General features: G+C 71.8%; 17 protein-coding genes. 11 read left to right on the top strand and 6 right to left on the bottom strand.

The window, feature by feature from the left end; all coding sequences use genetic code 11:
* Positions 1 to 178: 178 nt before the first annotated feature.
* Positions 179 to 799, bottom strand: a complete 621-nt coding sequence (locus Q9S36_RS20810) for a helix-turn-helix domain-containing protein (protein ID WP_311286767.1) — start codon at positions 797 to 799, stop codon at positions 179 to 181.
* 212 nt (positions 800 to 1,011) lie between these two features.
* On the opposite strand from Q9S36_RS20810, the gene Q9S36_RS20805 reads away from it, so the two are divergent.
* Genes Q9S36_RS20805 through pucL form a run of 6 tightly spaced genes read left to right on the top strand, consistent with a single transcriptional unit; the run spans position 1,012 to position 5,469 of the window.
* Positions 1,012 to 1,968 carry an ABC transporter substrate-binding protein gene (locus tag Q9S36_RS20805; protein ID WP_311286766.1) on the top strand — a complete coding sequence of 319 codons (957 nt, stop codon included), beginning with the start codon at positions 1,012 to 1,014 and terminating at the stop codon, positions 1,966 to 1,968.
* Positions 1,965 to 2,852 carry an ABC transporter permease gene (locus tag Q9S36_RS20800; protein WP_311286765.1) on the top strand — a complete coding sequence of 296 codons (888 nt, stop codon included), beginning with the start codon at positions 1,965 to 1,967 and terminating at the stop codon, positions 2,850 to 2,852. The genes Q9S36_RS20805 and Q9S36_RS20800 overlap by 4 nt, the downstream gene beginning before the upstream one ends.
* Positions 2,849 to 3,664: an ABC transporter ATP-binding protein gene (locus Q9S36_RS20795; protein ID WP_311286764.1), complete on the top strand. Its 816-nt coding sequence runs from the start codon at positions 2,849 to 2,851 to the stop codon at positions 3,662 to 3,664. Before Q9S36_RS20800 ends, Q9S36_RS20795 begins: the two co-directional genes overlap by 4 nt.
* A 43-nt stretch (positions 3,665 to 3,707) precedes the next feature.
* A complete protein-coding gene (gene uraD / locus Q9S36_RS20790) occupies positions 3,708 to 4,208 on the top strand; it encodes a 2-oxo-4-hydroxy-4-carboxy-5-ureidoimidazoline decarboxylase (protein ID WP_311286763.1) in 501 nt (166 codons plus the stop codon).
* A 4-nt stretch (positions 4,209 to 4,212) separates the two neighbouring features.
* A complete protein-coding gene (gene uraH / locus Q9S36_RS20785; RefSeq protein WP_311286762.1) occupies positions 4,213 to 4,548 on the top strand; it encodes a hydroxyisourate hydrolase in 336 nt (111 codons plus the stop codon).
* Between the two features lie 3 nt (positions 4,549 to 4,551).
* Positions 4,552 to 5,469: a factor-independent urate hydroxylase gene (gene pucL / locus Q9S36_RS20780; RefSeq protein ID WP_311286761.1), complete on the top strand. Its 918-nt coding sequence runs from the start codon at positions 4,552 to 4,554 to the stop codon at positions 5,467 to 5,469.
* 27 nt (positions 5,470 to 5,496) lie between these two features.
* Here the strand turns inward: pucL and Q9S36_RS20775 are convergent, their stop codons facing one another.
* From Q9S36_RS20775 to Q9S36_RS20765, 3 genes are read right to left on the bottom strand one after another with little or no spacing between them, the layout of a single operon-like run.
* A complete protein-coding gene (locus Q9S36_RS20775; RefSeq protein ID WP_311286760.1) occupies positions 5,497 to 6,369 on the bottom strand; it encodes a transglutaminase family protein in 873 nt (290 codons plus the stop codon).
* Positions 6,366 to 8,927: a circularly permuted type 2 ATP-grasp protein gene (locus Q9S36_RS20770; protein ID WP_311286759.1), complete on the bottom strand. Its 2,562-nt coding sequence runs from the start codon at positions 8,925 to 8,927 to the stop codon at positions 6,366 to 6,368. The genes Q9S36_RS20775 and Q9S36_RS20770 overlap by 4 nt, the downstream gene beginning before the upstream one ends.
* Entirely contained in the window at positions 8,927 to 9,448 is a 522-nt protein-coding gene (locus tag Q9S36_RS20765; RefSeq protein ID WP_311286758.1) for an adenine phosphoribosyltransferase, read from the bottom strand. The genes Q9S36_RS20770 and Q9S36_RS20765 overlap by 1 nt, the downstream gene beginning before the upstream one ends.
* Positions 9,449 to 9,523: 75 nt before the next feature.
* On the opposite strand from Q9S36_RS20765, the gene Q9S36_RS20760 reads away from it, so the two are divergent.
* The 5 genes from Q9S36_RS20760 to sufU are packed head-to-tail and all read left to right on the top strand — an operon-like array spanning position 9,524 to position 15,354.
* Complete coding sequence (locus tag Q9S36_RS20760) at positions 9,524 to 11,206, top strand: glycoside hydrolase family 13 protein (protein WP_311286757.1); 1,683 nt, start codon at positions 9,524 to 9,526, stop codon at positions 11,204 to 11,206.
* A gap of 40 nt (positions 11,207 to 11,246) precedes the next feature.
* Positions 11,247 to 12,263: a LacI family DNA-binding transcriptional regulator gene (locus tag Q9S36_RS20755; protein WP_311286756.1), complete on the top strand. Its 1,017-nt coding sequence runs from the start codon at positions 11,247 to 11,249 to the stop codon at positions 12,261 to 12,263.
* Between the two features lie 53 nt (positions 12,264 to 12,316).
* Positions 12,317 to 13,555 (top strand): amidohydrolase, encoded by a 1,239-nt coding sequence (locus Q9S36_RS20750; protein ID WP_311286755.1) that lies wholly within the window; start codon positions 12,317 to 12,319, stop codon positions 13,553 to 13,555.
* 45 nt (positions 13,556 to 13,600) lie between these two features.
* Positions 13,601 to 14,905 carry a SufS family cysteine desulfurase gene (locus tag Q9S36_RS20745; RefSeq protein ID WP_311286754.1) on the top strand — a complete coding sequence of 435 codons (1,305 nt, stop codon included), beginning with the start codon at positions 13,601 to 13,603 and terminating at the stop codon, positions 14,903 to 14,905.
* Complete coding sequence (gene sufU, locus Q9S36_RS20740; protein ID WP_311286753.1) at positions 14,902 to 15,354, top strand: Fe-S cluster assembly sulfur transfer protein SufU; 453 nt, start codon at positions 14,902 to 14,904, stop codon at positions 15,352 to 15,354. Before Q9S36_RS20745 ends, sufU begins: the two co-directional genes overlap by 4 nt.
* Positions 15,355 to 15,677: 323 nt before the next feature.
* Here the strand turns inward: sufU and Q9S36_RS20735 are convergent, their stop codons facing one another.
* Both Q9S36_RS20735 and Q9S36_RS20730 read right to left on the bottom strand, forming a co-directional pair.
* Positions 15,678 to 16,574: a TerC family protein gene (locus tag Q9S36_RS20735; RefSeq protein WP_311286752.1), complete on the bottom strand. Its 897-nt coding sequence runs from the start codon at positions 16,572 to 16,574 to the stop codon at positions 15,678 to 15,680.
* A gap of 47 nt (positions 16,575 to 16,621) precedes the next feature.
* The gene (locus Q9S36_RS20730) at positions 16,622 to 17,602 is read right to left on the bottom strand and encodes an SRPBCC family protein (protein WP_311286751.1); all 981 of its coding nucleotides are present in this window, start codon (positions 17,600 to 17,602) and stop codon (positions 16,622 to 16,624) included.
* Position 17,603 lies beyond the last annotated feature (1 nt).

Here is a 17,603-nt window from a genome sequence, read left to right as displayed (position 1 = left end):
CCGACCCTCACCTGGCGTCCAGAACACGTGATCTCACCGAGACCACCCGTCACGAGCGCACGCAACGGGTGCGGTCGGCGACAACACGTGATCCGAACCCCGGATGCCGCACCCCACCCGCCGCAGGCGTCCAGCTCACGTGATCCGAACGCCGGGAGAACGCCGGGCGTGGGCTGGGCTAGGAGGGCTCCGCGGTGGTGAGGGTCAGCCAGATCGCGACCGCGGTCTCGGCGGTGTCGTTGACGACGCGATGCGGACGCGACGCCGCGAACGACAGCGAGCCGCCGCGGCCGAGCCGCACGGCGCCGTCGGCGAACTCGAAGGTGAGCTCGCCCTGCACGACGTGTCCGCTCTCGTAGCCGGCGTGGACGAGCATCGCGCCGTCGATCGACGACGACGACCCGGGCGGGTACGTCGACTCGAACCAGTCGACACCCGGCAGCGCGGCTGGGGAGAGTCGACGGTAGGTGACGCCCTGCCCGAGGTGCGCCGCCTCGACCGCGTCGGGCTGCGACACGAGCACGCCCTCAAGCGGCTCGGTGACCTCTGCGGCCCCGTCGCCCAGACGGGGCGAGAAGACCGCGAGGTCGTCGAAGATGGCCGACACGGGCACGCCCAGCACCGTCACGAACTCGATGAGACGGTTGACGGACGGCTGCATCGCGCCGGTCTCGATCTGCGACAGCGCGCTGGAGGAGATCCCCATCTGCTGGGCGACCGAGGCCAGCGAGCGTCCCGACGATTGCCGGATGCTGCGCAGGCGCGCTCCGATCTGCATCGGCAGTGCCGTCTCGCTCATGGGGCCTCCGTGAACCGCTCTGCCGCCATCGTAGGGCCGAGCGAAATCCCCGCGCACCCGCGCCGCGTGCGGATTAAGTCCCGACTTAACGCGCTCGTTACACGCGCTTCACACCGCGAGCGAACAGCGGGTCTTGAATGAGGCCAGCCCCACCACCCCCTTCCGCCTGCCGGTATGCCCCACGCCGGAAACCGCCCCTGGAGCGTCCACCCATGTCCTCACCCCGCACCCGCCTCCTCGCGGTCGCCGTGACCGCCACGACCGCCGCCCTGCTCCTCGCGGGCTGCAGCAGCAGCCCCGCCGCCGGCGGCTCGGACGACGAGACCGTGACCGTCACGATCGGCACCCTGCGCGGCCAGCCGCACTTCTACCAGCCGTTCCTCTACAACGACTACGCCGTGGACGGCGTGGAGTTCGAGGTCGTGACCCTCGACACCACCCCGGCCCTCTCGGACGCCCTCGCGGCCGGGTCGATCGACTTCGCCATCTCGGGCGTCACGCCCACCATCTCCTCCGTCTCGCAGGACCGCGACCTCACCATCGTCGCCAGCGCCGCCGACGGCGGCTCGGGCTTCATCAGCAACGGCGAGACGTCGCTCGACGACCTGGTCGGCGAGCGCATCGGCATCGTGCAGGGCTCGGCGCAGGAGGTGGCGCTGCGCCTCCTGATCGACGACGCCGGCCTCACGCCCGAGGACTTCGACCTCGCCGTGATCCCGGTCCCCGAGATGGCGTCGGCGTTCATGGCCGGCGACATCGCGGCGTTCATGGGCGTCGAGATCGGCGTCTCGATCGCGAAGGCCGCCGGCGGCACCGAGGTGCTCGACCCGTACTCGACCGACATCGGGCGGGTGAACATCGGCCTGGTCACCACCGGCGCGCTCGTCGAGGAGGACCCCGAGCTCGTGCAGCGGGTCGTCGACACCCACGCCGCCACGACCGCGTACATGGCCGACAACATCGACGAGTGGCTGCCCGGCATGGTCGAGGAGTTCGGCGGCGACGAAGAGGTCTTCACCTCCGCGCTCGAGAACTTCTGGCTGCGTTCCGACCTGTCGGACGAGTACGTCGCACAGCTTGAGGCGCTGGCAACGGCGATGACCGACATCGGCCTGATCGACGAGGCGCCCGCCGCCGAAGACATCGTCGACACCACGTTCGCGCCATGACCGCGACCCCGGTGACGGCGACGGCGACGGCGGGCTCGACCGAGCCCCGCCGTCGGCCTCCGGCTCGGCGCCCGAATCGGCGGGCGCTGCTGCGCCGCATCCTGCTCGCCCTTCCGGTCCCCCTGCTGTTCCTCGTCGTCTGGCAGGTCGGTCGGGATCAGGCGTGGGAGATCCCCGTCATCGGCATCCGCATGGGGTTCCTCCCCGCGCCGGGCGACGTCGTGCTGTCGCTGTGGGACTACGCGTTCGGCGGCATCCGCGACGACGCGTTCTCGGGCGACCTGTGGGTCAACCTCGCGGCGTCGTCGCTGCGGGTGCTGGTCGGGTTCGGCATCGCCGCGGCGATCGCGATCCCGCTCGGCATCCTGATGGGCCGCTACTACACGATGGACTCGCTGTTCGACCCGTTCATCAACCTGTTCCGGCCGATCCCCGCCACCGCGTGGGTGCCGCTCGTCGGCCTCCTGATCGGCTGGGGGGACCAGGCGACGATCTTCCTGATCGCCCTGTCGGCGTTCTTCCCGATCGTGCTGGGCGCCATCAGCGGTTCCAAAGAGGTGCCCCCGCGTCTGATCGAGGCGGGCCGGATGCTGGGCGCCAGACCGTGGGAGATCCTGGCGCAGGTGGTCGTTCCGGCATCCGCTGCGGCCGTCGTCAACGGCCTGCGCGTCGGCCTCGGCATCGCGTGGGTGGTGCTCGTCCTCGGCGAGAGCGTGGGCGTGAGCGTCGGGCTCGGGTCCGCGATCATCCTCGCCCGCGACGTGGTGCGCACCGACATGGTCGTGGTCGGGATGATCGTCATCGGCCTGGCCGGGTTCCTGTCGGACCGCCTTCTGATCGGCGCCTTCCGCGTGTTCACGCGCGGCCGCCCCCTCATCAAATGACCCTCGCACCGAACGGAGCAGCCGTGAACGAGCACTCGTCCGCCGACGTCGTCATCGATCGGCTCGGCAAGCGCTACGGCCCGGAGTGGGCGGGCGTGCAGGCGGTCGCCGACGTCGACCTGACGATCGCGTCGGGCGAGTTCGTCGCGGTGGTCGGCGCGTCCGGGTGCGGCAAGAGCACGGTGCTGCGCATCCTCGCCGGTTTCGAGCCGGCCACGAGCGGGTCGATCAGCGTCGGCGGGCGTCCGGTCACCGGGCCCGCGCCCGAGCGCGGCGTGGTCTTCCAGGACTACGGCCTCTTCCCGTGGCTGACCGTCCGCGAGAACGTCGCCTACGGTCCGCGCCGGCGGCGGCTGCCGAAGGTGCGCGCGGCGGAACTCGCCGACCGCTTCATCGAGACCGTCGGCCTCTCGCGCTTCGCCGAGAAGTACCCCGGCCAGCTCTCGGGCGGCATGCAGCAGCGCGTCGCGATCGCCCGCGTGCTGGCCAACGAGCCTCAGGTGCTGCTGATGGACGAGCCGTTCGGGGCGCTCGACGCCCTCACCCGCTCCGATCTGCAGACCGAGCTCAAGCGCATCCACGTGGAGACGAAGACGACCGTGGTGTTCGTCACGCACTCCATCGAAGAGGCCGTGTTCCTCGCCGACCGCGTCGTGGTGATGACCGGCGGCGCCTCGCACGGCGTGCCCGGCCACATCAGCCGCATCGTGACGATCGACCTCCCCGGCGAGCGCGACATCACCGGACCCGAGTTCAACGAGTACAAGCGCGAGATCTCCGACCTCGTGCACGCCGTCGCCGGGCACGTCTGACCCGGCCCGATAGCGTCGCACCCACATCGAGATCGGACCCCTCATGCACATCGACGAGTTCAACAGCCTGGATACCGCCCCCGCCCGCGAGGCCGTGGCGCTGTGGGCGGCGGTCCCCGCCTGGGTCGACGCGGTTGTCGCTCGGCGGCCCTACGCCTCGGTTCGCGATCTCGCCGACGCGGCGGCGGGACTGTCCTCGTCGTGGGGTCGCGCCGAGCTGGACGCCGCGCTCGCGCACCATCCGCGTATCGGCGAGAGACCGGCCGGGACCGGGGCCGAGGCTGCGGCATCCCGTCAAGAGCAGGCGAGCATGTCGGATGCCGCAGCCGACGTCGCCGAGCGGATCGCCGCGGGCAACCGCGACTACGAGGAGCGGTTCGGCCGGGTGTTCCTGATCCGGGCGGCCGGGCGCTCGCCCGAGGAGATGCTCGCCGAGCTGGAGCGCCGGCTGGGCAACGATGACGACGCCGAGGTCGCCGAAGCGGCGGGGCAGCTCGCCGAGATCGCCCTCTTGCGCCTGCGCCGGAGCGTGACGGCAGGATGAGGGCATGACCGCGCATCTCACCACCCACGTCCTCGACGCCGCGACCGGCCTGCCGGCGCCGGAGGTCCGCATCGCCCTCGCCCGGCTCGATGAGGCCGGGCACGTGACCCCCGTCGCCGAAGGATCCACCGACGCCGACGGACGCGCCGCGCTCGGTCCCGAGCGTCTCGACGACGGCGCGTACACGCTGACGTTCTCGACGGGGCCGTACTTCGCCGCGCGCGGTGTCGAGACCTTCTACCCCGCCGTGATCGTGACGTTCACCGTGTCGGGCGAGCCGCATCTGCACGTGCCGCTGCTGCTGAGCCCGTTCGCCTATTCGACCTATCGAGGGAGCTGAACCATGACCGACGTGTCCGTGAGCCTGGGCGCCAACAAGTACGGCAAGGCCGAGAACCGCATCGTGCGCATCTACCGCGATGCCGCCCGCCACGAGATCGTCGACCTCAACGTCTCGTCGCAGCTGCGCGGGGCGGCTCTCGCCGAGTCGTACCTCTCGGGCGACAACGCCCTGATCGTGGCCACCGACACGCAGAAGAACACCGCGTTCGCGTTCGCGAAGGAGCACGGGATCCGCTCGCCCGAGGACTACCTGATCGCCCTCGGCCGGCACTTCGTGTCGAGCTTCGAGTGGATCGACGGCGGCCTGTGGCAGGCCGAGCAATACGAGTGGGAGCGCATCGTCGTCGACGGCGCCGAGCACGACCACGCCTTCGTGCGGCCCGGGCGAGCGACCCGGCTCGCGGCGGTGCAGACCATCGACGGCGGCACGCACGTGCTCGGTGGCGTGAAGGACCTCACGGTTCTGAAGTCCACCGGATCGGAGTTCCACGGCTTCCCCCGCGACCGCTACACGACGCTCGGAGAGACGGACGACCGCATCATGGCGACCTCGGTGACCGGGCGGTGGCGCTTCCTGCCCGACGCCGTCGCCGCGGGCATCGACTACAACGCGCTGTACGCCGAGGTGCTCGACGTGCTGCTGTCGACGTTCGCGTCCGTGCACTCGCTGGCGCTGCAGCAGACCCTGTTCGAGATGGGGCGGGCCGCCATCGAGGCGCGACCCGAGATCGCCGAGGTGCGCTTCGCGATGCCCAACAAGCACCACTTCGCCTACGACCTGTCGGCGTTCGGCCTCGACAACCCCAACGAGGTCTTCTACGCCGCCGACCGTCCGTACGGCCTCATCGAAGGCACGGTCACCCGCGACGGCGCGCCCGCCGCCCCCGAGGCCTGGACCGACCTGCCCGCCTTCGTCTGAGCCCTGCGGGGGCGTATGGCTCAGGGGTCAGCCGGGTGCGACGTCGACGGCGACGCGCAGGGTGGAGCTCTTCGCCTTCGACCAGATGATGCCGCGCACAGGCGACACGTCGCCGTAGTCGCGACCCCACGCGACCGTGATGTAGCGCTCGTTCGCCCACTGATCGTTGGTGGGGTCGATCGCGAGCCATTCCCCGGATGCCGGAACCCACACCGCGAGCCATGCGTGGGACGCATCCGCCCCCACCACCCGCTCCTTGCCCGGCGGCGGCTGGGTGGCCAGGTACCCGCTGACGTAGCGGGCGGCGACGCCGTGACTGCGCAGGCACGCGAGGGCGACGTGGGCGAAGTCCTGGCACACGCCCGCGCGCTTGCGCATGGCGTCGGCCACGGTGCTCGTGACGGTGGTCGCCTTGGTGTCGTAGTCGAAGTCGCGGTGGATGCGCTGCATGAGATCGGTGACCGCTTCGCCCAGCGGGCGTCCGGGCGCGAGCGAGACGGCACCGTACTCCGCGGCCTCGGGGATGTGGGCCACCCGCGGCGATTCCAGCGCGAACTCCGTCGCCGCCCACGCATCGGGCGAGAGACCGACGAGGGGACGGGCGGTCTCCCACGGCTGGGCCAGGGCGGCGTCGTCATACCGCGGGCGGTCGACCGTGACCTCGCTGGACGAGTCGATGACGAGGTGCCGGTGCGGCTCGGTGACGTGGAAGTACGTCACCGAGTTGCCGTAGTAGTCCACATCGGGCGCGTGGTCGCCGGGCAGCGGGTCGATCGTGACGCTGTGCGCGGCCACGCTCTGCCACGGCAGCTCGCGCGGACGCAGATGATGGACGCCCAGGCTGTTGCGGACGGGTTTGTCGTAGGAGTACTCGGTGCGATGCGACAGCTGGTACCTCATGCGCGGCCGATCTCCTCGATGAGGGCGAGGGACGACAGCTGGACCGCGGGTGGGCCGCCGGCGAAGTGCACGTCGGCGATCGCGTCCGACAGCTGACGCAGCCCGGCGGCCGTCTCGTCGAGGAGGTCGGCCAGCGCCCCCCTGCGCCCGTCGGTCTCGACCGCCAGCACGGCGGGGTCGACGGCGGCGAGCCGGTCGGCGAGCTCGTGGCGCAGCCGCTCGGGCCGAGTGGAGCCGGTGGAATCGGGCAGCGCCGCCAGGTGCGCGCGCAGGTGCTCGAGCGAGAACGCCATCGACCGCGGGTTGTCCGGATCGAGCAGGAGCAGTTCCACCACGCTGCGGATGCGCCCGTAGCCGCGGTACCGCCGGCGGTGGGTGACGAGGCTCTCGGCGGCGAGCAGCACGCCGTCGAGGACTTCGCGGTCGATCGCCCCGGCGTGCGAACGCGTCGTGGCCGACAGCAGCGTGCACAGCTGCGCGGCGCGCTCGAGGTAGCGTCCGGCCTGGATCATGTGCCAGCCCGGGTCGCGGATCATGTTCGCGGTGACGCCGTGCAGCGACAGCACGCCGCTGAGCATGCGGCCGGCGGATTCGGCGATCTGCGGAACGTGCGTCGAGGTCGTGGCCGCCTTCTTGGCGCGGTCGGCGATCGCGAAGACGCGCCACGTGTCGCCCGAGAGCTGATCGCGCACGCCCTCCAGCGCGTCGCGCATCCCCGAGAGGGCGTGCGCGGCCGAGCCGGCGCGCGCGTCGTCGACCAGCAGCGACCGCAGCTCGTCAGCGGGATCGTCGAAGCGGTGACCGGCGAGTCGTCGGAGCACGCCGAAGAGCACCGGCGCGGCATCCGCTGTCCTGGTCCGTCCGCGCTCGAGGTGCGCCTGGGTGGCGAGCACCAGTCGCAGCAGATCCTCGGAGCGCTCGGCGTAGCGGCCGGCCCAGTACATGTCCTCGAGGGCTCGGGGAGCCAGGGCCGGGATGGAGGGAATCATCGTCAGACGCGGAGCGCCCGCGAGCCCCTGGTCGGGCTCGGCCGGGTCGGCCTTCAGCACCCACACGTCCTTCGTGAGCGGGGCCCCGTCGACGTCGCGCGCCGTGGCCATCCCGCCGGCGAGCGTGCGATAGGCGGGCCCGTACCGGACGGTGAAGGCCCGCAGCACGAGGGGGTGGGCGGCGGCGGCTCCGGCGGTGAAGACCGGGGCCTGCGACAGGGGCAGGCGGTCCACGCCGACGTAACGGTAGGGATGCGCCAGGATGCGGGTCACGAGGGCGTCCGCGGATTCGGCCGTCCCGGAATCCCGCGTGCCTCCGACCGGCGCGCCGCCGGCCGGGGTGTCGCCCGCGACGGCGGTCGCGCCGAGCCCGACGGCCGTGCCGTCGAGGTGTCGCAGCAGGATGCCGTCGGGGTCGGTGCGCAGACGTTCCAGGACGCGGTCGCGGCCTTCGGGGTCGCCGCACCACCAGGCGGGCGCCGAGGGCAGTCGCAGCTGCTCGCCGAGGAGCCGCTCGCACGCGGCGGCCATGTAGGGCAGCAGCGCGGGGTTCTCCAGGACGCCGGCGCCGAGGCCGTTCACGACGTGGACGCGGCCGCGCCGCACCGCCTCGACGAGCCCGGCGACGCCCAGCTGCGAGTCGCCGCGCAGCTCGAGCGGGTCGCACCACGTCGAGTCGACGCGGCGAAGGATCACGTCGACCCGGTCGACCGGCGCCGAATGCGGCCAGCGGGCCGGCTTGATCCACACGTAGCCGTCGCTGACGACGAGGTCGCTTCCCTGCACGAGCGGGAAGCCGAGGGTGTTGGCGATGAAGGCCTGGTCGTACGCGGTCTCAGAGTGCGTGCCGGGTGAGAGCACCACGACGCGCGGGTCGGGGTCGTCGGTGGGCGCGCACTGCAGCAGCGCGTCGCGCAGCACCGCGAAGTACGGGTCCATGCGGTGGAGGTCGGCGTCGCCGTAGAGGTCGGGAAGGGTGCGCGAGAGCACCAGCCGGTTCTCCATCGCGTAGCCGAGCCCCGAGGGCGCCTGGACCCGGTCGGCGAGCACGCGCCATTCGCCGTCCTCGTCGCGGCCGAGGTCGGTGGCCGACATCAGCAGCGAGGGGTCCGTCGCGACGCTCGGCCGCGCGATGGCCCGCACGAATCCGGGGTGCGCCACCACGGCGGCCGCGGGGATGACGCCCTCGGCGAGCAGACGCTGGTCGCCGTACACGTCGGCCATGATCGCGTTGAGGAGTTCGGCCCGCTGGGCAAGGCCCAGTTCCAGGCGCGACCACGTCGCGGCATCCAGCACGAGCGGCAGCGGGTCCAGTCGCCACGGTCGCGGGCCGTGCACGGGGTGCCCGTAGGTGACGCCGTCATCGGCGAGCGTCCGGGCGATCTCGGCGTCCACCCGGGCGATCGCGTCGCCGGTGAGGCCCACCGTGGCGGCCGCGAGGGTCTTCCACGCGGGGCGGAGGCCGCCGCCCGGGGCGATCACCTCGTCGTAGCGGACCGCCGACGAGTCCGCGTCCAGCGGGAGCGTCGTGCGGCTGAGACCGGCGGCGTACTCCTGCAGGAGGCTCATCACTCGGTCCGCACGACGCTGTGGACCTCGCCGACCACGGCGCGTCCGCCCAGTGCCTCGAGCTCCATCAGCACCGTGGTGCCGACGACGACGCCGCCGAGCGCCTCGACCAGTTCGCGGGCGGCGACCAGCGTGCCGCCGGTGGCCAGCACGTCGTCCACGAGGAGCACGCGGGCGCCGGCGGGAAGGTCGTCGTGGGCCTCGATCGTGGCCGTGCCGTATTCGAGGGCGTACGAGACGGATGCCGCTGGCCGCGGCAGCTTGCCCGCCTTGCGGATCGGCACGAGACCGACATCGGCCGTCAGCGCGATGGCGCCCGCGAGGAGGAAGCCGCGCGCCTCGACGCCGGCGACGATGTCGAACTCTCCGGCGAACGGAGCGATGAGGGCCTCGGTGACCGCGCGCAGTGCGGCCGCGTCCGCCAGAAGCGGCGTGATGTCGCGGAACAGGATCCCGGGCTCGGGATAGTCGGGGATCGTCCGGATGAGCGACTCGGCACGGGCGAGGGCGTCTTCAGGCACGCGCCCACCCTAGTCCCGCCGGGCGCACAGGCTCCGATCACGTGACATGTAAGCGCTTGCAGTATCCTGTTCCGCATGCCTTCGACCGAGACCGCCCCCCGCACCGGCGCCCTCCCCTCCGCTCCCGGTTCCGAGTGGTGGCGCACCGCCGTCATCTACCAGATCTACCCGCGCTCCTTCGCGGACGCCTCGGGCGACGGCATCGGCGACCTGCCGGGCATCACGGCCAAGCTCGACGACCTCGCCGAGCTCGGCGTCGACGCCATCTGGCTGAGCCCGTTCCAGCGGTCCCCGCAGAAGGATGCCGGGTACGACGTGTCGGACTACTGCGACGTCGACCCGCTGTTCGGCACGCTCGAGGACTTCGACGCCATGCTCGACGGAGCTCACGGTCGCGGCATCCGGGTCATCGTCGACCTCGTCCCGAACCACTCCTCCGACCAGCACGAATGGTTCCAGCAGGCCCTGGCCGCAGGCCCGGGCAGCCGCGAGCGCGCGCGCTACATGTTCCGCGACGGGCAGGGCGCGCACGGGGAGCTGCCCCCGAACAACTGGGAATCCGTCTTCGGCGGGCCGGCGTGGACCCGCGTGGTCGAGGAGGACGGGGCGCCCGGCCAGTGGTACCTGCACCTGTTCGATTCGACGCAGCCGGACTTCGACTGGACCAACGACGAGGTGCGCGAAGAGTTCCGTCGCATCCTGCGCTTCTGGCTCGACCGCGGGGTCGACGGCTTCCGCGTGGACGTCGCCCACGGCATGATCAAGGCCGACGGACTGCCGGACTACACGCCCGACCCCGACGCGGGGTCGATGGGCGGCGAAGAGGCCGGCGTGCCCTACTGGGGCCAGGACGGCGTTCACGAGATCTACCGCGACTGGCACACGCTGCTGGCCGAGTACGACGGCGACCGCGCGCTGTGCGCCGAGGCCTGGCTGCCCACGCCCGAGCAGACGGCGCTGTGGGTTCGCCCCGACGAGATGCACCAGGCGTTCAACTTCGCCTACCTCGAGACCGGCTGGGACGCCGCGGCGCTCCGCGACGTCGTCGACGAGTCGATCCGCGCCTATGCCGCCGTCGGCGCGCCGAGCACGTGGGTGCTGTCGAACCACGACGTCGTCCGCCACGCCTCGCGTCTCGCGCTCACCGCCGAGAACCCGCAGGGTCACGGCATCGGCCCCGACTCCCCCGGCAAGCCCATCCCCGAGGTCGGCCTGCGTCGCGCACGTGCCGCGACCGCCCTCATGCTCGCGCTCCCGGGCTCGGCGTACCTGTACCAGGGCGAGGAGCTCGGCCTTCCCGAGGTCATCGACATCCCCGGAGAAGCCCGTCAGGACCCGACGTGGTTCCGCACCGGCGGCGAGCGCTACGGACGCGACGGCTGCCGCGTGCCCCTGCCGTGGACCGCGACCGGCGACGCCTACGGGTTCAACGACACCGGCGCCTCGTGGCTGCCGCAGCCCGCGGAGTGGGCGACGCTCGCCCGCGACCAGCAGGTCGACGACCCCGCCTCCACCCTGTCCCTGTACCGGGCGCTCCTCGAGGCCCGCCGTGCCCACGGTCTGGGCAGCGGCGCACTCGAGTGGATCGACGGGCTCGGACCGGATGCGGTGGCCTTCCGCAACGGCGAGGTCACCGTCGTCGCCAACGCCGGGACGACGCCGATCGCGCTGCCCGAGGGCGTGGTCATCGTCGCCAGCGGTCCGATCGACGGCGACCGGCTCCCCGCCGACACGACCGTGTGGATGGCGCAGGGCTGACGGATCGGGCCGTCCGGCCCGGAGAGAACGAGGTGACGGCGTGGTCAGCATCGACGAGGTCGCCCGCAAGGCGGGCGTATCGACGGCGACCGTCTCGCGTGCCCTGAGCGGGCGCGGCCATGTGTCCAGCGCGACCCGGGCACGCGTAGAGATCGCCGCGCAGGCGCTCGGCTACGTCGTCTCGGCGTCGGCGTCGAGCCTGGCGTCCGGGCGCACGCGCAACATCGGCGTGCTGGTGCCGTTCCTCGACCGCTGGTTCTTCAGCACCGTGCTCAGCGGCATCGCGAACGCGCTCATGCGGCAGGGGTACGACATCACGCTGTACAACCTCACCGCCGATCGCGCGCAGCGTCACAGCATCTTCGAGACGTTCCTGCGCCGTCAGCGCGTGGACGGTGTGATCGCCATCTCGCTCGAGCTCGGACACGACGAGATCGAGCGGCTGCGCGCGCTGGATCTGCCCGTCATCGCCATCGGCGGACCGAACCCGGGCCTTGCCACGCTCACCGTCGACGACCTGGCCGTGGCGCGCCTGGCCACCGAGCACCTGATCGCACTGGGCCACCGCGACATCGCCCACATCGGCGCGAGCCCCGAGTTCGATGTGGACTTCCACGTGCCCACCCAGCGTCGGCAGGGCTTCGAATCCGCACTGACGAACGCGGGGATCCCCGTGCATCCGGCGCTGTACGAGCCGGCGGACTTCACGATCGAGGGCGGATTCCGCGCCGCGAAGCAGCTGCTGGGCAGGCCCGGCGAACGCCCGACGGCCATCTTCGCGGCATCCGACGAAATGGCGATCGGCGCGCTCCTGGCGGCCCGCGAGCTCGGCTATCGCGTGCCCGAGGATCTGTCGGTCGTGGGCATCGACGGTCACGAGCTGGGCGATTTCTTCCGCCTCACCACCGTCGACCAGTTCCCCCTCGGACAGGGCGAGCGGGCCGCCGAGGCGATCCTCCAACTGCTGGCCGCCGGAGACAAGGCCGAGAGCCACGTGCCCGGGGCGCTGCCCTACGACCTCGTCGTGCGCGGGTCGACCGCGCGACGCGTGGAGTGACCGCCGGGCCCCCCAGGGCACCCTCAGGACCGCCTCCGCGTAGGCTCGGACCCATGACGATCGACCTCGACGCCCTCTACATCGATCTGCACCGCCACCCCGAGCTGTCGTTCCAAGAGACGCGCACAGCCGGCGTGATCGCGGCCAGACTCACCGAACTCGGCATCGAGTTCGAGGAGGGCATCGGCAAGACCGGCATCGCCGCGATCATCCGCAACCCCGAGGCGGACGCGGGGGCGGCCGAAGAGGGACCGGTCGTGTGGCTCCGCGCCGACACCGACGGCCTGCCGGTCGAAGAACGCACCGGCCTCGCCTACGCCAGCACGGCGCGCGGCGTCGATCCCGCCGGCTCCGACGTCCCCGTCATGCACGCGTGCGGCCACGACATGCACGTGAGCGCGATGATCGGCGCCCTCGAGCAGCTCGTCGCGACGAAGTCCGAGTGGCACGGCACCGTCGTGGCGGTCTTCCAGCCCGCCGAGGAGTACGGCGCCGGCGCCCAGGCGATGATCGCCGACGGCGTGCTCGAGAGGTTCCCGAAGCCCGACGTCGTGCTCGGCCAGCACGTCACCCCGCTGCCCGCCGGCACCATCGGGGTGCGCAGCGGCACCCAGATGGCCGCCTCCGACGGCCTGCGCGTCGTGCTGCACGGCCGCGGTGGGCACGGTTCGCGTCCGCACTCCACGATCGACCCGGTCGTCATGGCCGCCGCCACCGTCATGCGCCTGCAGACGATCGTCTCGCGCGAGGTCGATCCCCGCGACGTCGCCGTCGTCACCGTCGGCTCCATCCACGCCGGCCTGAAGAACAACATCATCCCCGCCGAGGCGGTGCTCGAGCTGAGCCTGCGCTACCCCGACGACGCCGCCCGGGAGCGCGTGATGCAGAAGGTCGAGCGCATCGTGCGGGCCGAGGCCGCGGCATCCGGAGCAGAGGTCGAGCCGGTCATCAGCGTCGACCACTCGCTGCCGCCCACCATCAACGACGTCGAGGCCACCGACCGCCTGCGCGCCGCGTTCGCACGGCACTTCGGCGAGGACGCCGTCGTCGACCCGGGCATGTTCACCGGCAGCGAGGACGTGTCGTGGTTCGCCCGCGAGTCCGGCGCCCCGCTGGTGTACTGGTTCTGGGGCGGGGTCGATCCGCACGCGTACGCCGAGGCGCACCGGCGCGGCACGATCGAGCGCGACATCCCCACCAACCACTCGCCGTTCTTCGCACCGGTGCTGCAGCCGACGCTCGACAACGGCGTGCAGAACATCGTCGTGGCCGCGCGCGAGTTCCTGGGCTGAGCAGACCCCGAGACCGGATGCCGCGACGCGGCGTAGCCTGGAGGGGTGACCCCCGCTCCCCCTTCCACCTCCGCTGACGCGCCCGCGCTCGACGCCGCGGCCCTGCGCGCGGACTTCCCGCTGCTCGGCGAGCGCGTGAACGACCAGCCCCTGGTCTACCTCGACTCGGCCGCGACGAGCCAGAAGCCCCGCGCCGTGATCGATGCCGAGGTCGACTTCCTCTCGCGCACGAACGCCGCCGTCCACCGCGGCGCCCACACGCTCGCCGCCGAGGCGACCGACGCCTTCGAGGACGCCCGCGAGACCGTCGCCGGCTTCGTCGGCGCCGCCCCCGAGCAGCTCGTGTGGACCAGCGGCGCCACCGCGGGCATCAACCTCGTCGCGTACGCGCTCGGCAACGCCGCGATCGGCCGCGGCGCACCGGCGAGCGCGCCGTACGCGCTGCGCGCGGGCGACGAGATCGTCATCACCGAGAGCGAGCACCACGCCAACCTCATCCCGTGGCAGGAGCTCGCCGCCCGCACGGGCGCGGTCCTCCGCCACATCCCCGTGCACGAGGACGGCACCCTCGACATGGCGGCGGCCGCCGACCTCATCGGCGAGCGCACCCGGGTGGTGTCGTTCCCTCACGTGTCGAACGTGCTCGGCATCGTGAATCCCGTCGACGAGCTGATCGCGCGGGCGAAGGATGCCGGTGCCCTCACCGTCATGGACGCGTGCCAGTCCGCGCCGCACCTGCCGCTGGATCTGCCCGCCCTGGGCGTCGACCTGGCGGTGTTCTCGGGCCACAAGATGCTCGGTCCCTACGCCATCGGCGGCCTGTACGGGCGGGCCGAGGTGCTCGAGGCCCTGCCGCCGTTCCTCACCGGCGGATCGATGATCACCACCGTGACCCTCGACGAGGCCGACTACCTGCCCCCGCCGCAGAAGTTCGAGGCGGGCACGCAGCCGGTGTCGCAGGCGGTGGCCCTCGCCGAGGCGGTCCGCTACCTGGAGCGCGTGGGCATGCCCGCGGTGCACGCGCACGAGACGCGGCTCGAGGCGCACATGCGCGAAGGGCTTCGGCAGATCCCCGGCATCCGCCTGCTCGGCGACGCCGAAGGGGTCGACCGGGTCGCGCTGTGCGCGTTCGACGTCGACGGCGTCCACGCGCACGACGCCGGTCAGTTCCTCGACGCGCGCGGCATCGCCGTCCGCGTCGGGCACCACTGCGCCCAGCCGCTGCACCGCCGCTTCGGGATGACCGCGTCGGTGCGCGCCAGCGCAGCCCTGTACAACACCGCCGACGACGTCGACGTCTTCCTGGACGCCGTGTCCGGCATCCGCTCGTTCTTCGGAGTCGCCTCGTGAGCCTCGAATCCCTCTACCAGGAGCTCATCCTCGACCACTCCAAGCGGCCCAAGGGGTTCGGGCTGGCCGACGACGAGGGTGCCACGGCGACCTCGCACCAGAAGAACCCGGTGTGCGGCGACGAGATCACCCTGCGGGTGCGCATGGACGGCGATCGCGTGCGCGATGTCACGTGGGAGGGTGCCGGCTGCTCGATCTCGCAGGCGTCCGCGTCGATGCTCGTCGCGCTCCTCGAGGAGGACGGCGGCGACGACGGCCTCACGCGCGCCGAGGTGACGACGCTCATCGACGGCTTCCGCGAGGCGCTGCGCTCGCGCGGCAAGATCCCGCTCGATGAGGAGACGTTCTCGGACGCCGCCGCCCTGTCGGGGGTCTCGAAGTACTCGGCCCGCGTCAAGTGCGCGATGCTGGCGTGGGTCGCCCTCGAGGACGCCCTCGCCCGCGCCTGACGCCCCTCCCGCCTCAGCCGGGGTGGCCGGCTGGCCCGCTGCCGGCGGGCCGCTGCCGGCGGGCTCGCCGCTCGGGGACGCGTGCGCACGCCGCCCCCGCGTGCGGGGTATTCACGCACGGGAGTGACGCGTGCGCACGCGTACCGGGGTCAGTAGAGCCCGGCGGCCTCCGGCCTGGGGGCGCGTGCGCACGACGCCCCGGCGTGCGGGGAAATCACGCACGCGAGGGGCACGTGCGCACGCGTCCCCGCCGTCCCCGCCCGCACGTCCCCGCCCGCACGTCCCCGCCGGGCCGCCCGGCGGGCGGGAGGCAGCGGGGCGGGTCAGCCGAGGCCGGCGCGCTCGTCGGACGACGGGGCGTCGCCGGCGACCGGGCGCCGCGACAGGCCCACGGCTCCGGCGGTGCGGTCCTTGGACAGCGCCGCCGCGACGGCCACCGACTCGTCGACGTCCGGGTACTGCGGGCGCAGCTTGACCGCGTGCGCACGCTTCTGCTCGCGCTTGGCCTTGCGCGCCGCGTAGGTGAGGTTCAGCGCCTCGACCAGGATCGCGAACGCCATCGGTCCGTAGATGAACGCCTTCTCGATGTGGAAGCCGAAGCCCTCGGCCACGAGGAACGCACCGATCAGCAGCAGGAACGCCAGCGCCAGCATCTTCACCGTCGGGTGGTTGTTGACGAAGGCGAAGATGAAGCGCGCGGCGAACAGCATGATGCCGAACGAGAGCACGACCACCGTGATGATCACGACGACGTTCTCGGTCATGCCCACGGCGGTGATCACCGAGTCGAGCGAGAACACGAGGTCGAGCACGAGGATCTGCGCGATCACCGACCCGAAGGTGATGGCCTTGCCGCCCCCGGCGCCGTGCTCCTCTTCGGCACCCTCGAGCTTGTGGTGGATCTCGGTCGTGGCCTTGTAGATGAGGAACAGTCCACCCGCGATGAGGATGAAGTCCTTCCACGAGAAGCCCATGCCGAACAGTTCGACGACGTCGTCCTTCAGCGTGATGATCCAGCCGGCGGCCAGCACCAGCAGCACGCGCATGACCATCGCCAGCGTGAGGCCGAGGTTCCGCGCCTTGGCCTGCTGCTCCTTCGGGAGCTTGGAGGCCAGGATCGAGATGAAGATCACGTTGTCGACGCCGAGGACCACCTCGAGCACGAACAGCGTGAGGAAGACCGCGATCAGGTCGGGCGTGAAGGCAAAGGAGAAGTCCACGCGCTCATCGTAGGCGAGCGGATGCCGCGCCCCACACCGACACGGGATCAGGCCGACACGAGAGTGCGCTCCAATCGGGCGTAGCTGGTCTCCATGCCGTCGGTCATCCCGGTGGCCAGCACCATGTCGCGCGTGGCCTTGTCGGGATACTCGATCAGCACCGTGATGAGCGTCGCGCCGTCCTCCTCGTCGAGGGTGAGGTCGTTGAGGGTGGAGGGGAAGTCGGTGCCGGTCATGTGCTCGGTGGTGACCGACCGGCGCGGCGCGTCGATCAGCAGCGTCTCGCCGTCGAATCCGAACGCCTCGCCCTCGGTGTCGCCGACCGGCTCCCACTGGTAGCGGTAGCGTCCGCCGACCACGGGATCGACCTCGCACACCGACATGCGCCATCCGTCGGGGCCCAGCAGCCACTGCGTGAGCAGCTCCGGGTCGTGGTGCGCACGCCACACAAGGTCGCGGGGCCCTTCGATGAGGCGGGTGATGCGCACGTGCGTGTCGTCGAGCAGCTCGGTCTGCGTGCCCTTGCCGGCGGCGTAGGCCCGCAGGCCCTCCAGCACCCGGTCGAGCTGGTTCATCGCCATCGTCGAACCCTCGACGGCGCCCATCGCCACGACCTGCTCGAGCGCGTCGGCGGAGTCGAAGTAGGTGGTGTTGCGCAGCCGCGCGCCCGTCTCGGTGGGTTCGAACACGAACACCATCCGCGACGTCGGCATGTCGGCGAGCACCTGGCCGTCGGCGTCGGCGAACGAGTCCAGCGCGGTGAACGACCGCGGCCCGTCGATCTCGAGGAACTCCCACAGACCGTGGAACTGCTCGCCGCGCGGGCTGGTCATGACGTACCGCGCGCGTCCGCCGACTTCGAGGTCGAACTGGGTGAAGGTGGCGGGGTATCCGGGCGGGCCCCAGAACCGCTCCAGCTGGCGCGGGTCGGTGAAGGCGTCCCACAGCCGGTCGACGGATGCCGCGACGTCCGCGGTCAGCGTCATGGTGAGTGCCTCGGGATCGGTGGTGACCTCGGTGACAGGCATG

This window comes from Microbacterium sp. ARD31 (assembly GCF_031844425.1).
This window is presented reverse-complemented; position numbering and strand designations above follow the sequence as displayed.

What these genes read in the sequence shown, in the direction of transcription:
- uraH (WP_311286762.1), top strand. Translation starts at nt 4,213, where the DNA reads ATGACCGCGCATCTCACCACCCACGTCCTCGACGCCGCGACCGGCCTG.
- pucL (WP_311286761.1), top strand. Translation starts at nt 4,552, where the DNA reads ATGACCGACGTGTCCGTGAGCCTGGGCGCCAACAAGTACGGCAAGGCC.
- uraD (WP_311286763.1), top strand. Translation starts at nt 3,708, where the DNA reads ATGCACATCGACGAGTTCAACAGCCTGGATACCGCCCCCGCCCGCGAG.
- Q9S36_RS20730 (WP_311286751.1), bottom strand. Translation starts at nt 17,602, where the DNA reads ATGCCTGTCACCGAGGTCACCACCGATCCCGAGGCACTCACCATGACG.
- Q9S36_RS20770 (WP_311286759.1), bottom strand. Translation starts at nt 8,927, where the DNA reads ATGAGCCTCCTGCAGGAGTACGCCGCCGGTCTCAGCCGCACGACGCTC.
- Q9S36_RS20760 (WP_311286757.1), top strand. Translation starts at nt 9,524, where the DNA reads ATGCCTTCGACCGAGACCGCCCCCCGCACCGGCGCCCTCCCCTCCGCT.
- Q9S36_RS20800 (WP_311286765.1), top strand. Translation starts at nt 1,965, where the DNA reads ATGACCGCGACCCCGGTGACGGCGACGGCGACGGCGGGCTCGACCGAG.
- Q9S36_RS20810 (WP_311286767.1), bottom strand. Translation starts at nt 799, where the DNA reads ATGAGCGAGACGGCACTGCCGATGCAGATCGGAGCGCGCCTGCGCAGC.
- Q9S36_RS20775 (WP_311286760.1), bottom strand. Translation starts at nt 6,369, where the DNA reads ATGAGGTACCAGCTGTCGCATCGCACCGAGTACTCCTACGACAAACCC.
- Q9S36_RS20750 (WP_311286755.1), top strand. Translation starts at nt 12,317, where the DNA reads ATGACGATCGACCTCGACGCCCTCTACATCGATCTGCACCGCCACCCC.
- Q9S36_RS20805 (WP_311286766.1), top strand. Translation starts at nt 1,012, where the DNA reads ATGTCCTCACCCCGCACCCGCCTCCTCGCGGTCGCCGTGACCGCCACG.
- Q9S36_RS20795 (WP_311286764.1), top strand. Translation starts at nt 2,849, where the DNA reads ATGACCCTCGCACCGAACGGAGCAGCCGTGAACGAGCACTCGTCCGCC.